Source organism: Bordetella sp. FB-8, assembly GCF_000382185.1.
GTDB lineage: Bacteria > Pseudomonadota > Gammaproteobacteria > Burkholderiales > Burkholderiaceae_B > Bordetella.
This window is the reverse complement of the sequence record NZ_KB907784.1, coordinates 1,478,015-1,490,574: the sequence shown is the minus strand read 5'-3', so window position 1 is coordinate 1,490,574 and position 12,560 is coordinate 1,478,015. Positions and strand designations below refer to the sequence as shown.

Here is a 12,560-nt window from a genome sequence, read left to right as displayed (position 1 = left end):
AACCCTCGCTGGCGTTTGACCGCCACGCGTCGGGCCATCGCAGCGCCTCCCTCTACAACTGGCCGCGATCGCCCCTTCCCTCCTCGATTTGCCAGCCCGGATTGGCGTCGCTCAACTGAAGCGATGGGTTGAGCGCTGGAGTTGTTTTGAATACCACTACGAATACCTTTGCCAACCTCGGTCTGGCCGACACGCTTTTGCGCGCCATCGCCGATACCGGCTACACCACCCCCACCCCCATCCAGGCCCAGGCTATCCCGCTTGTCCTGCAAGGCGGAGACCTGATGGCGGCCGCCCAAACGGGCACCGGCAAGACGGCGGGCTTCACGCTGCCCATCCTGCAGATCCTCTCGAGCAACAAGCCTGCTGCGCGCAAGCCCGGCCGCCCGCGCTGCCTCATCCTTACGCCCACCCGCGAACTCACCGCCCAGGTGGCCGAGTCGGTGCAGACCTACGGTAAATACGCCAGTCTGACGTCCATGGTGATGTTCGGCGGCGTGAACATCAACCCGCAGATCAGCGCACTGAGAAAGCCCGTGGACATTCTTGTGGCCACGCCCGGCCGCCTGCTGGATCACGCCGGCCAAAAGACCCTCGACCTGTCCGGCGTTGAAATCCTGGTGCTGGACGAAGCCGACCGCATGCTGGACATGGGCTTCATCCACGACATCCGCCGCGTGCTGCGCCTGCTGCCTGCACAGCGCCAGAATCTGCTGTTCTCGGCCACTTTCTCGGAAGAGATCCGCCAGCTCGCGCGCGGCATCCTGCGCGACCCGGGCGAAGTCTCGGTCACACCGCGCAATACCACCACCGAGCGCGTGGCACAGTCGGTTCATCTGGTGCAGCAATCGCACAAGCGCGATATGGTCAGCCACCTGATCCGCGAGAGCGGCTGGCATCAGGTGCTGGTGTTCACGCGTACCAAGCACGGCGCCAATCGGCTGGCCGAGAAACTGGTCAAAGACGGCCTGACGGCCGCCGCCATCCACGGCAACAAGAGCCAGTCGGCCCGCACACGCGCCCTGTCCGGCTTCAAGGACGGCGGCGTAGCGGTGCTGGTCGCCACCGACATCGCCGCGCGCGGCCTGGACATCACCCAGCTGCCGCTGGTGGTCAATTTCGAACTACCCAACGTGCCTGAAGACTACGTGCACCGCATCGGCCGCACCGGCCGCGCGGGCGCCACGGGCACGGCCATCTCGCTGGTCGATGACAGCGAGATCAAATTGCTCAAGGGCATCGAGCGTCTCATCAACAAGCCGATTGAGCGCAAGCCCCTGCCGGCCGGCTGGACGGCACCCGTGCGCAGCGCGGCCGAAGAGCGCGCCGAGCTCGATGACGACCGCGACGACGAACGTCCGCGCGGCGGCCGCGGCATACGCAGCGAGCCGCGCCGAGGCCAAGGCCAAGGCCAGAGCCAGCGCACCCCCAGCAACACCGGTAGCCGCGGCAACGCCAACGGCGGCACCAGCGCCAATCGCAGCGCCAAACCGGCTCAGCCCAATGGTCATGGCCGCTCCGCCGTTCAAGCTCAAGGCGACCGCCGCGAAACTGGCCAGGCCCGCCAGCCGGCGCGCCGTCCCGAAGGCTCGCGGCCGCAACAGACCGGCGGCCAGCCCCGACGCGGCGGCGCGCTGCTGGGCAAGTAAACTGCGAGTCCCCGCAATACCGTACGCATCATGAGCATCCCCCAGGAAGTCGCGCGGCGACGCACCTTCGCCATCATCTCCCACCCCGACGCGGGCAAGACAACGCTCACGGAAAAGCTGCTTCTGTTCGCAGGCGCTATCCAGATCGCTGGCAGCGTCAAGGCACGCAAGGCCTCGCGCCACGCCTCGTCGGACTGGATGGAGATCGAGAAGCAGCGCGGCATTTCGGTGGCCTCGTCGGTGATGCAGATGGAATACCGCGACTGCGTCATCAACCTGCTCGATACGCCGGGCCACCAGGACTTCTCGGAAGACACCTACCGCGTGCTCACCGCGGTGGACGCGGCGCTGATGGTGATCGACGCGGCCAACGGCGTGGAGCCGCAGACCGTACGCCTCCTGCAGGTGTGCCGCGCGCGTAACACGCCCATCATCACTTTCATCAACAAGCTCGACCGCGAAGTGCGCGAGCCGCTCGAACTGCTGGCCGAAATCGAGTCGCATCTGGGCATGGACACCGTGCCTTTCTCCTGGCCCATCGGCATGGGCAAGAGCTTCGGCGGCGTATTCGACATGCGCCGCGACCGCATGCGGGTGTTCCGCCCCGGCCAGGAGCGTCTTTCCGACAGCGACGACGTGATCGAAGGCCTGGACAACCCCGAAATCGCCGAGAAATACGGCGATGCCTTTGCTAAGGCCCGCGAAGAAATCGGCCTGCTCACCGAAGCCGCCCCCGTCTTCGACCGCGAGGCCTTCCTGGCCGGCAAGCAGTCGCCGATTCTGTTCGGCTCGGCGATCAACAACTTCGGCGTGCAGGAGGTGCTGGACGCCCTGGTCGAACAGGCGCCGCAGCCCGGCTCGCGCCAGGCGCTCGAGCGCGAGGTCAAGCCGGACGAACCCAAGTTCAGCGGGGTGGTGTTCAAGGTGCAAGCCAATATGGACCCGGCCCACCGCGACCGCGTGGCCTTCCTGCGTGTGTGTTCCGGTAAATTCGAACGCGGCATGCGCATGAAGGTCGCCCGCACTGGCAAGGAAATCAAACCCAACAACGTTGTCACCTTCATGTCGCAGCGGCGCGAGCTGCTCGAGGACGCCTACGCCGGCGACATCATCGGCATTCCCAACCACGGCGTTCTGCAATTGGGCGACGTGCTCACCGAAGGCGAAAGCCTGCGTTTTACCGGCCTGCCCTTCTTTGCGCCCGAACTTTTCCAGGCAGTCGAAGTGAAGGACCCGCTGCGCACCAAGCAGTTGCGCACGGGCCTGACCCAGTTGGGCGAGGAAGGCGCCATCCAGGTATTCCGGCCCGAGGCGGCCAGCGGCGCGCTGTTGTTGGGCGCGGTCGGGCAGTTACAGTTCGAAGTGGTGGCCCATCGCCTGAAGACCGAATATGGTGTGGACGCGCGCATGCTGCCTTCGCGCTACATCATGGCCCGCTGGATCACCTCCGACTCGCCCGCGGCGCTGCGCAAGTTCATGGATGCCAATGCCGCCCATATCGCCTATGATGTCGTCGACGCGGCGGCCTTCCTGATCGGCTCGCCAGCTCAGCTGCGCGTGGCCGAGGAGCTTTACCCGGACGTCAAGTTCCACGCCATGCGCGAGCACGGCGGCAAGGTGTTCTCCGGGAAAGCCTGATGGCGCGTCGGCAGGTAGAAGAGGCTAGAACGATGTCTTGGCGGTTCCTGATTGCAATACTCATCGTGGCGGCAGGCGCCTCGGCCTGGGGCGGAATCCAGTTGGGCAACTGGATGATCAGCCATGCGCCGCCGGCCAGTTCCAATGCCACGGCCCAGGGCAACGACGCACCCAATTTGCCCATGCTCGATGCCAACGGCCTGCCCTATACGGCCCAGCCGCCGCAGCCGCTGGTCAACGGCACCCTGGGCGTGCCTGAGAAGCCGCCCGCCCAGGACTGGACCGCCCGCCCCCCGTCGCTGTTCGATAATACCGACCCCAACGTGCAGATCTCCCGTGACAGCGTCACGCAGGACCAGGCCCAGGCTGCCGCAGACGCCAGCAATGCCACCTTGCCCGCCGGCGCGTCCGACGTCGCCACGCTCGACCTCGAATCCAAGCCGTCCGCATCGCAGTCCGACAGCCAGCCGCCTGCGCTCCCCGTGGGGGGCTACAACCAGACCCCTCTGACCGCCCAGGGCGGTGCGCCGGGTCAACAGGCTCCCGCCAGTTGGCAGACTGCATTGCATCATGCAATCGAACAATGTTCGAACCTGGGTTTCTTCCAGCGCCCATCCTGCGTCTGGGCCGCCCGCAACAAGTATTGCGAGCCGAACAACGCATGGGGTTCGATCAGCGACTGCCCCGCTCGGCCGAGCAACTGAGATCCGGCATCGAGCATGCAAAAAGGGCGCCCCAACGGCGCCCTTTTTGCCTTGATGCCCGCTGCGCGGCCTGCGCCGGCTTTCATTCGTCGGCATGAACCTGGCTTTGCAGATAGTTCTGCAGGCCCATCTTGTCGATCAGCTCGATCTGGGTCTCCAGATAATCGATGTGATCCTCGGTATCGTCCAGGATCTCGCGCAGCAGGTCGCGCGAAACGAAATCGCGCACCGTCTCGCAAAAGGCGATCGCCTCTTTGAGCACGCCTTGCGACTGCTCTTCCACCTTCAGGTCGCAAGCCAGGATTTCAGGCACAGTCTCGCCGATCAGCAGCTTGTGCAGGTCCTGCAGATTGGGTAGGCCATCGAGCATGAAGATGCGTTGGATCAGCTTGTCGGCGTGACCCATTTCCTCGATGGATTCCTGGCGCTCGTGCTTGCCCATCTTCTCGAAGCCCCAGTGATCCAGCATGCGGGCATGCAGGTAGTACTGATTGATGGCTGTCAGTTCATTGGTGAGTTGTTTGTTCAGATACTGAATGACTTGCCTGTCGCCTTTCATTTTGCGCTCCCGATTGCATGGCACGGCCCATGTCGCGATCGACGCGATGCCGGACAGGGAAAGCATACCCCGGCATGCCCGTCTGCGATCCAGGCCTATCGCATTTTGTCGCTTGCTCTTAATTTCATCTCAATCGTCATGCGGCGCGGCGCGTGGCCAGCCAGATGCCCAGGCCTATGGGCACGATACCCGCCATGTCCAACCACGACACCGGCTCGCGCAGGATCAGCCAGCCGAAAAACAGGCCCAGCGGCGGCATCAGGAAATGCAGGGCGCTGGCCGATGTGGCGCTCTGCCGCTTGAGGATCGTGTTCCACAAGGCGTAGCCGCCCACCGAAACGCCCACGATGATGTAGGCCATGTTGCAGAACAGACTGGCCGTCAGACGCACATGCCGCAGCGACTCGTAGTGCAGGGCAAAAGGCAGCAGCACCGTGCCGCCGGCCAGCGCCTGCACGCCCGTGGTGACCCATATCGTGGTCCTGGGCGCCAGGCGCTTGTATAGCAGCGTGCCCGCCACCAGGCCTAGCAGGCCGCCCGCCACCAGCAGCGCGCCGTGCGGATCTTCATGCATGCCGGTAAAGCGCGAGCGCAGCACCAGCGCCACCCCGGCCAGGCCCAGGCACAGCCCGGCGTACTGGCGCCATCCCAGACGTTCGCCCAACATCGGCCCGGCCAGCAGGCCGGTCAAAAGGGGATTGGTGCTGATCAGCACCGCCGTGAACGCCGAAGACACCGTCGTCATGCCGATCCAGCTCAGGCCCAGATACAGCGCGTTGTTGCACAGCCCCAGCACCACCAGGCACCCGAAGTCGCGCCAACCCATGCGCCGCGGACCGCGCTTCATGCCGCCCGTGAACACTGCAATGATCATCATCAGCGCGCCGGCCACCAGAAAACGGATGGTGAGCAGGATCAGCGGCGGGCAATCTTCCAGCGCCATCTTGGCCGCGGCGAAGGCAGAACTCCACAGGACGCAGAAGACGGCGATCATGCCCCAGGCCGTGCGCTGCCGCGCATCCGGGCCGGTCGCATGCAGCGGCGCGCCGGGACTCAGGGCTGGGGCGAGGGACGATTTCATGACTGGCTACCGGCAGTAGATAAAGCGGGAACGGCGCCGGCCCTTCGTCGGCCGGATCTGGAGCAGCGATTCTGCGCCCGCTCTCATTCATTGACAAATTCTTTGTTTAGATCAAAAGTATTTGAAATTCGAATGATTTGCCCCGGGAAGATCGCTCCATGGACCTGGATCTGCTCCACAGCTTCGTTTCCGTCGTCGACGCCGGCGGGTTCACCCGCGCGGGCGAACGCGTGCATCGCACCCAGTCCACCGTCAGTCAGCAGATCCGCAAGCTCGAATCCAACCTGGGCTGCGCCCTGTTCCGCCGCATCGGCCGTCAGGTCGACCTGACCGAGGACGGCGAAAGACTGCTGGGCTACGCCCGCCGCATGCTGGCCCTGTCCACCGAGATCCGCGAAACCGTCAGCGGCAAGCCCGGCGTGGAGATCGTCCGCCTCGGCGTGCCGGACGATTTCGCCGTATCCCAGTTGACAGCCCTGGCGGCCGACTTCGCCGCCTCTCATCCGCGAGCCCGCATCGCCATGCGCTGCGACCTGAGCGTGCAGCTGGGCCGCGCGCTGGACCGCGGCGAGCTCGACGTCGCGCTGGTCAAGCGCGAGCCCGGCGCCGGACCATGCCTGGCTGCCTGGCCGGAGCGCCTGCGCTGGCTGCGCGGCCGGCATGGGGCCGGCAGACCGCTGCCCGATCCGATACCGCTGGTGGCCTTTCCGCAAGGATGCATCTATCGCAACCGCGCCATCCATGCCCTGGAAAGCGCCGGCCTGCGCTGGCGCATCGCGTATGAAAGCCCCAACATCCACGGCCTGCAGGCCGCGCTCGAAGGCGGGCTGGGCATCGCGCTGCTGGCCGAGCGCTGCATGACGCCCGGCACCCAGGATTGCGACGATCTGCTGCCGCCCCCGGCGTCCAGCGAGCTGGCCTTGCGCCTGAACCCTGCCGCAGGTGTGGCGGCGCGCGAGTTGGCGCAAGACATACGAGATTTTTGCCACGCCGCGATCAAGACCGGCGTGGGCGAGGCCGCCCAAGTTGCTCTCGTATGAGCTCGGCGATGATGCGTTGGCGCTGCGCCGGCATCCGATCGATCGTCGACGAGACGCTGATCGCCAAGCGTGGATAACCCGTTTCGTCGCGCAAGGCTACGCCCACGCCCAGCACCCCCGGTACCGCCGAATTGCCCACCACCGACCAGCCGCGCGTGCGGGTATTGTCGGCCAGCTTGCACATCTGTGCCATTGTCATGCCGCCATACGCGCGATAGGCAGCTGTGTTCTGCTCGATCATTTCGCGGGCCTCGTTCTCGGGCAGAGCGGCCAGCAGGGCCAATCCCGCCGAGCCGACGCCCAGCGGCTGCCTGTGGCCTATCGTGACCGTCAGCACCTGCACCGGATACGTGCCGATTTCGCGATGCAGGCAAAGCGAATCGCCGCCTGAGCGGCATATCAAAAAAGACGAATCCCCCAATGCATCGCTGATCTGCCGCAGCACGGGGCGCAGACGGCGCACGGCTTGCACGTGCGGGGTGTCGACGGATGAGGCGACCGCGACCGCCAGGCGATAGCGGGGGCTGTCCGGATCGCGCATCGCATAGCCTTCCTCCATCAGCACGTCGAGATACCGATAGGCAGTCGAGCGCTGCAAGCCTGCGGCATCGGCGATATCGACGACGTGCAGGCCTTCCTGCCCCGCCTGACGCAAGACGTCCAGGATACGCAGGCCCTTGCGCAGCGTAGAAGGGCCCGATTCGGCCGCGCCGGTTTTTTTGTTCATTTTATGGACAACAGAGATAGGCCTGGATGCAAATACTGCAGATCATCAGCGTGCGGACAACCACAGTGTTGTCCAAATAATAGAGACAACATACTGGAGACGACAATGCATCATTCCTGCACCCGCATGCTCGGCCCGCTGGCGTTGCTCGCCGCGCTGGCCGCACCCGCCCTTGCCCACGCCGAAGATGCCTATCCTCGGCGCCCCGTAACCATCATCGTGGGCTTCGCTCCCGGCGGTGCCACCGACATCGACACGCGGCTGATCGCCAAGCCGCTGGCCGCCATACTCAAGCAACCCGTCATCGTCGAGAACAAAGCGGGAGCGGGCAGCAATATCGGCGCCGAATTCGTCGCGCACGCGCAGCCCGACGGCTACACGCTCTATCTCGGCTCGATCGCCAACGCGATCAATATGACGCTCTACCATCGCGTCAACTACGACTTCAACAAGGACTTCGCTCCCATAGGCCTGGCGGCCACCATTCCCAACATCCTGGTGGTCAATCCCAAGCTGCCCGTCAAGAGCGTCCGGGACTACATCGCCTATGCCAAAGCGCATCCCAACAAATTGACCTGCGCTTCGTCGGGCGTAGGCTCGTCCATCCACCTTTCATGCGAGTTGTTCAAGATGCAGACACACACCGGCATCCTGCATGTGCCTTACCGAGGCAGCGGACCTGCCATGGCAGGTCTGCTGAGCGGACAGATCGACTCCATGTTCGACAATCTGCCCTCGTCGCTGCCGCACGTGCGGGCTGGACAACTGCGCGCGCTCGCCGTGACCTCGATGCATCGCATCGCCTCCGAGCCGCAGGTGCCAACTCTGGCCGAATCCGGCCTGCCCGACTATCACGTCCAATCGTGGTTCGGCCTGGTCGCCCCGGCGGCGACGCCCCGGCCGATCATCGACAAATTGAATGCCGCGCTCGTTCAGGCGTTGGCCGATCCCGGCACGAAGGCGCTTTATGAAAAAGACGGCTTCACTTTGCCCGAACTGCCGAACACGCCCCAGACCTTCGGCAAGCTGATGGCAGATGAAACCGTTCAATGGCGCAAAGTGATCAAAGCCGCGCACATCTCGGTCAACTGATACGGTCCTGCAATCGAGGCAAGGAGCACTGGTGTATCCCATCGACTTCTTTTGGCGGGCTGCCGAGCGCCATCCCGACCGCATCGCGCTGGACGGTCCCGAAGGACAGGTCAGCTACAAGGATCTGGCTGCGCAGGTCGCCGCACTCGCGGCCGCCCTGCAAGCTCTGGATCCGCGACCGCAGACCCGGGTGGCGATCTGCGCCGGCAACTCGGCCGGCCACGTCCTCGCGCTTCTGGCGACGCTGGCCAGCGGCAAGATCTGGGTGCCGCTGAACTACCGCAGTACCTCGCGCGAGCTGGGCCGCATCATCGAGGCAACCGAACCTTCCATCGTCATCGTCGATGCGGCGGGCGATCAGTTGACGCCGCCCAGCACCGGCGTGCGCGTGCGCCTGCACGGCTGCGGGGAAAACGCCATGGCCGAGCTGCTGCAGCGGCATGCGGTCGGACAACCCGTGCAATATGACTTGCCGCGCGATGCCACGCAGGCGATCAAATTCACCGGCGGCACGACCGGGCTACCCAAGGGCGTGATGCAACCCTACCGGGCCTGGAACGCAAATATCATCAACCAGATCGCCTGCTGGAAGCTCACGCCCGAAGACCGCTACGTCATGGCGGCTCCCATTACCCATGGCACCGGAACCTACCTGGTGCCCGTTCTGGCGCAAGGCGGCACGCACCTGCTGCTCGACGAAACCACGCCGGCGACCGTCACCCGCGCTTTCAGGGAACGCGGCGGCACGCTGTGTTTCATGCCGCCCACCCTGATCTACATGCTGATGGCGCAACCCGGCGCAACGCGTGCCGATTTCCCAAAGCTGCGCCACCTTATCTATGGCGGCGCGCCCATGCCCGCCGACAAGGTCGACCAGGCGCGCGAATTCTTCGGCCCCGTGGTGGCCACCACCTATGGCCAGACCGAAGCGCCGCAACTCGTGACGGTAATGCGCCCCGAGGATTTCGAGGTTCCCGAGAATCGCGGCTCGGTGGGCCGCCTGACATGGCTGTCGGACATGGCCATCATGTCGCCCGACGGACGGATCCTGCCGCGCGACGAAATCGGCGAAGTCGTGGTTCGCGGCGATCTGGTCATGACCGGTTACTGGCGCCTGCCCGCCAAGACCGCCGAAACGCTGATCGACGGCTGGCTGCACACCGGCGACGGCGGGCTCATCGACGAACGCGGCTACCTGTTTCTCAAGGACCGCTTGCGCGACGTCATCATCACCGGCGGCTTCAACGTTTATCCGGCCGATGTCGAAAATGCGCTGTCGACTCACCCGGCCGTGTACGAATGCGCGGTCTTCGGAGTCCCCGATGAAAAATGGGGCGAGGCCGTACATGCCGCCGTGCAATTTCACCCCGGCGCCCGGGCCGGCGACGACGAGATGAAAGCACACGTGCGCGCGCTCGTCGGCCCGGTGCATACGCCCAAGCATTTCCATATTTATGCGAGCCTGCCGCGATCGTCGGTCGGCAAGGTGCTCAAAACCGAAGTGCGCAATCTCGTTCTCAAGGAAACGCCATGAACACACCTGTAACCCGCCTCTGCGCGCACCATCTCGCCGGCATGTCTTATCGCGACGCCGATCTGGTCGAGGACCTGATCGGCAAGAAGACCTTCACCGAAGTGATGTTTTCGCAGATCATGGGCCGCGAAGCCCGGCCGGTCGATCTGCGCATGCTCGACGCCGTGCTCATCACCTTGATGGAGCACGGCCTGACACCAAGCGCCATAGCCACTCGCGTTACCTACATGAGCGCGCGGGAAAACCTGCAAGGCGCGGTCGCGGCCGGCCTGATGTCCGTGGGCAGCCGCTTTGTCGGCACCATGGAAAACTGCTCGCGCCTGCTGGACCGCATTCGCCGCGCCGGCGATCCGCAGGCCCAGGCCCAGGCCATCGCCGCCGAGCATCGCAGCAGCCGGGAGGCCTTGCCCGGCTTTGGCCACCACCTGCATAAGCCCGATGATCCAAGGGCTGTGAAATTGCTGGCGCTGGCCGAAGCCGAACCGGAACTGGACCAGAGCGCGGTGTGCGCCCTGCGCCTGCTGGCCCAGGCCGTGGATCAGGCCTATGGCAAGCACATCACCATCAACGCCACCGGCGCCGTCGCCGCCCTGCTGGGGGGCATGGGCGTGCCCACCGATCTCATGCGGGGCTTCGCCGTCATTTCGCGCGCGGCCGGCCTGGTTTCCCACGTCGCCGAAGAACAGCAAAGCCCCTCGGGTCGCTTCATCTGGGAAACCATAGACCATGCCATTCCGTATGTGGGCAAGGGCAAGTCTCATCAACTGGGGCAATGACCGGGCGCTCGGTGCCTGCACGACCGGCCGCGGCCAGGCAGGGCCCGGGCCTCCCGCAGAAAAGGGGCGACTGCAGAATATGGCCGCCGGCCTCAGGCTGCGGCGACGACAGGAATGGGCGAGCTGTTGGCGGCCTGGCCCTGTTCGACCAGGACCTCGGCCGGTTTCACCGGCCGTGTGACATCGCGCACCTCGCAGACACTGGAGGCGCGTCCGCCGGGCAGGTATTCGCAGGCCGTGCTGGCGCAACGGCCGCAGCACGAGGCGACGCCCAATTCGAACTGCAGGTCATCCAGCGATACGGCGCCCGCGTCGACGCAGGCGCGGACCTGACGCTCGGTGATGGCATTGCAGATGCAAATATACATGCGAATTATTATCGTCTTTGTATACTGCACGGACAAGGGGCAGGCGGCCAAAATATGTAATGCAACGTGACAAGGAGGCATGGCCGGGCTCGGACGCAATGCCGGATCCGGCATGCCGCTTTCCATGCCGCGCCACAAAGCCTCTCCTTGGAGACAGGAGACCGCTGGCGGCAGCGGCACATCAGCCCTGCCGTGGATCGATCAGGAATTTCTCGCCGGTCGCCTTGCGCTCGACGGCGCGCAGCACCTCGGGCCGCAGCACTTCGGCCAGGCCGATGGTGCGCGTGTAGTGGCTGGCGAAGGTCGTGGTCAGCTCGTCGGCCACGCGCTGGCGAAGGCGCTGCGCGGCATCGGGGCCTATCTTGGACAGGTAGTGAAAGAGCAGCCACGCCGACACGCTCCACGCATAGCCCAGCGGGGCGCGATCCAGCAAGATCGGCGCGGGGTCGAGGCTGCCGTAAATGTAGAGCTGCTTGAAAACGGCGGTGCCATATCGACTGTAGGCGCCCGGCCGCCGGGCGGCGGCGCGTTCCATGGCCAGCAGGATGTCGCTGCCGAGCTTGCCGCCGCCGATCGCGTCGAAAGCGATGGTGGCGCCTGTCTGCGCAACCGCGTCGGTCAGGCGGGCGGCGAAGTCCTCGTCCTTGCTGTTGAGCACGTGAGTCGCACCGATGCCTCGCAGCAAGGCGGCCTGCTCCTCGGAACGCACGATATTGACCAGCGCGATGCCATCGGCCAGGCAGATCCGTTGCAGCATCTGGCCCAGATTGGACGCGGCCGGCGCGTGGACGATGGCCTTGTGGCCTTCCCGGCGGGCGGTGTCGACAAAGCCGAGGGCGGTCAAGGGGTTGATGAACATGGAGGCGCCGTCCGCGGCATTGGCGCCCGGGGGCAGAAGCATCACATCGTGCATGCCGATCCTGCGGTAGTCGGCGTACATGGCGCCGCCGGACATGCCGACGCGCTTGCCTTCGAGAGCGGCCGCATTCCTTCCCGCCGCCACGACCAGGCCCGCGCCCTCGTTGCCGACGGGCAGCGACACGCCCAGCCGGCCGGCGACCGCCGCCAGGCGCGTCGGTGGCACGGCAAACGCGATGCGTGCGCCGGGAGCATCGGACACGATGCGGGACAGGTCCGCCGGACCCAGCAGCAGACCGATATCGCTGGGATTGAGCGGCGTCGCCTCGATGCGGACAATGACCTCGTCGTCGCCGGGTTCTGTCAATTCGACTTGTTCCAGCGACAGGACGAGCGTGCCGTCCTCGTTGATCGTGGATCGCAATTCGCGTCCGGTCCAGGCCATATTCCCACCTCCGATGCAGGTATCCATGCGTTCATCTGCCAGACGATAATTCGGTTTGAACGGGAATGATCGAAAACGTGCAATGCAAT

General features: G+C 65.1%; 12 protein-coding genes. 7 read left to right on the top strand and 5 right to left on the bottom strand.

From position 1 onward, the window contains the following. The first annotated feature begins 197 nt into the window (after window positions 1-197). Genes H143_RS0107115 through H143_RS0107105 form a run of 3 tightly spaced genes read left to right on the top strand, consistent with a single transcriptional unit; the run spans window position 198 to window position 3,991 of the window. The gene (locus H143_RS0107115) at window positions 198-1,649 is read left to right on the top strand and encodes a DEAD/DEAH box helicase (RefSeq protein ID WP_155803544.1); all 1,452 of its coding nucleotides are present in this window, start codon (window positions 198-200) and stop codon (window positions 1,647-1,649) included. A gap of 30 nt (window positions 1,650-1,679) precedes the next feature. Further along, window positions 1,680-3,287, top strand: a complete 1,608-nt coding sequence (locus tag H143_RS0107110; RefSeq protein WP_019937540.1) for a peptide chain release factor 3 — start codon at window positions 1,680-1,682, stop codon at window positions 3,285-3,287. A gap of 32 nt (window positions 3,288-3,319) precedes the next feature. After that, the gene (locus tag H143_RS0107105; protein ID WP_019937539.1) at window positions 3,320-3,991 is read left to right on the top strand and encodes a hypothetical protein; all 672 of its coding nucleotides are present in this window, start codon (window positions 3,320-3,322) and stop codon (window positions 3,989-3,991) included. A gap of 82 nt (window positions 3,992-4,073) precedes the next feature. Here H143_RS0107105 and bfr read toward each other — a convergent pair whose 3' ends face one another. Together bfr and H143_RS0107095 are read right to left on the bottom strand one after the other, a co-directional pair. Next, the gene (gene bfr, locus H143_RS0107100) at window positions 4,074-4,550 is read right to left on the bottom strand and encodes a bacterioferritin (protein ID WP_026349811.1); all 477 of its coding nucleotides are present in this window, start codon (window positions 4,548-4,550) and stop codon (window positions 4,074-4,076) included. A 136-nt stretch (window positions 4,551-4,686) separates the two neighbouring features. Further along, a complete protein-coding gene (locus tag H143_RS0107095; protein WP_231378553.1) occupies window positions 4,687-5,544 on the bottom strand; it encodes a DMT family transporter in 858 nt (285 codons plus the stop codon). A gap of 245 nt (window positions 5,545-5,789) precedes the next feature. Between H143_RS0107095 and H143_RS0107090 the strand changes: the two genes are divergently transcribed. Continuing rightward, window positions 5,790-6,671 carry a LysR family transcriptional regulator gene (locus H143_RS0107090; RefSeq protein WP_019937536.1) on the top strand — a complete coding sequence of 294 codons (882 nt, stop codon included), beginning with the start codon at window positions 5,790-5,792 and terminating at the stop codon, window positions 6,669-6,671. Here the strand turns inward: H143_RS0107090 and H143_RS0107085 are convergent. Next, on the bottom strand, window positions 6,628-7,398 hold the full coding sequence (locus H143_RS0107085) for an IclR family transcriptional regulator (RefSeq protein WP_019937535.1): 771 nt from the start codon (window positions 7,396-7,398) through the stop codon (window positions 6,628-6,630). The two genes, H143_RS0107090 and H143_RS0107085, sit on opposite strands and share 44 nt — an antisense overlap. 105 nt (window positions 7,399-7,503) lie before the next feature. Here H143_RS0107085 and H143_RS0107080 point away from each other — a divergent pair, with 105 nt between their 5' ends. From H143_RS0107080 to H143_RS0107070, 3 genes are read left to right on the top strand one after another with little or no spacing between them, the layout of a single operon-like run. After that, window positions 7,504-8,490, top strand: a complete 987-nt coding sequence (locus H143_RS0107080) for a tripartite tricarboxylate transporter substrate binding protein (RefSeq protein ID WP_019937534.1) — start codon at window positions 7,504-7,506, stop codon at window positions 8,488-8,490. 31 nt (window positions 8,491-8,521) lie between these two features. Next, window positions 8,522-10,024 carry a class I adenylate-forming enzyme family protein gene (locus tag H143_RS0107075; protein ID WP_019937533.1) on the top strand — a complete coding sequence of 501 codons (1,503 nt, stop codon included), beginning with the start codon at window positions 8,522-8,524 and terminating at the stop codon, window positions 10,022-10,024. Further along, window positions 10,021-10,800 (top strand): citryl-CoA lyase, encoded by a 780-nt coding sequence (locus H143_RS0107070; RefSeq protein ID WP_019937532.1) that lies wholly within the window; start codon window positions 10,021-10,023, stop codon window positions 10,798-10,800. The genes H143_RS0107075 and H143_RS0107070 overlap by 4 nt, the downstream gene beginning before the upstream one ends. Window positions 10,801-10,892: 92 nt before the next feature. Here H143_RS0107070 and H143_RS0107065 read toward each other — a convergent pair whose 3' ends face one another. Both H143_RS0107065 and H143_RS0107060 read right to left on the bottom strand, forming a co-directional pair. Continuing rightward, on the bottom strand, window positions 10,893-11,168 hold the full coding sequence (locus H143_RS0107065; RefSeq protein WP_019937531.1) for a bacterioferritin-associated ferredoxin: 276 nt from the start codon (window positions 11,166-11,168) through the stop codon (window positions 10,893-10,895). A gap of 181 nt (window positions 11,169-11,349) precedes the next feature. Beyond that, a complete protein-coding gene (locus H143_RS0107060) occupies window positions 11,350-12,498 on the bottom strand; it encodes a zinc-binding dehydrogenase (protein WP_231378468.1) in 1,149 nt (382 codons plus the stop codon). Window positions 12,499-12,560: the final 62 nt, after the last annotated feature.

Bases quoted from the DNA above. Each gene is read 5' to 3' on its own strand.
- H143_RS0107080 (WP_019937534.1), top strand. From the start codon at position 7,504: ATGCATCATTCCTGCACCCGCATGCTCGGCCCGCTGGCGTTGCTCGCC.
- H143_RS0107060 (WP_231378468.1), bottom strand. From the start codon at position 12,498: ATGGATACCTGCATCGGAGGTGGGAATATGGCCTGGACCGGACGCGAA.
- H143_RS0107070 (WP_019937532.1), top strand. From the start codon at position 10,021: ATGAACACACCTGTAACCCGCCTCTGCGCGCACCATCTCGCCGGCATG.
- H143_RS0107065 (WP_019937531.1), bottom strand. From the start codon at position 11,168: ATGTATATTTGCATCTGCAATGCCATCACCGAGCGTCAGGTCCGCGCC.
- H143_RS0107110 (WP_019937540.1), top strand. From the start codon at position 1,680: ATGAGCATCCCCCAGGAAGTCGCGCGGCGACGCACCTTCGCCATCATC.
- H143_RS0107095 (WP_231378553.1), bottom strand. From the start codon at position 5,544: ATGATCGCCGTCTTCTGCGTCCTGTGGAGTTCTGCCTTCGCCGCGGCC.
- H143_RS0107105 (WP_019937539.1), top strand. From the start codon at position 3,320: ATGTCTTGGCGGTTCCTGATTGCAATACTCATCGTGGCGGCAGGCGCC.
- H143_RS0107085 (WP_019937535.1), bottom strand. From the start codon at position 7,398: ATGAACAAAAAAACCGGCGCGGCCGAATCGGGCCCTTCTACGCTGCGC.
- bfr (WP_026349811.1), bottom strand. From the start codon at position 4,550: ATGAAAGGCGACAGGCAAGTCATTCAGTATCTGAACAAACAACTCACC.
- H143_RS0107090 (WP_019937536.1), top strand. From the start codon at position 5,790: ATGGACCTGGATCTGCTCCACAGCTTCGTTTCCGTCGTCGACGCCGGC.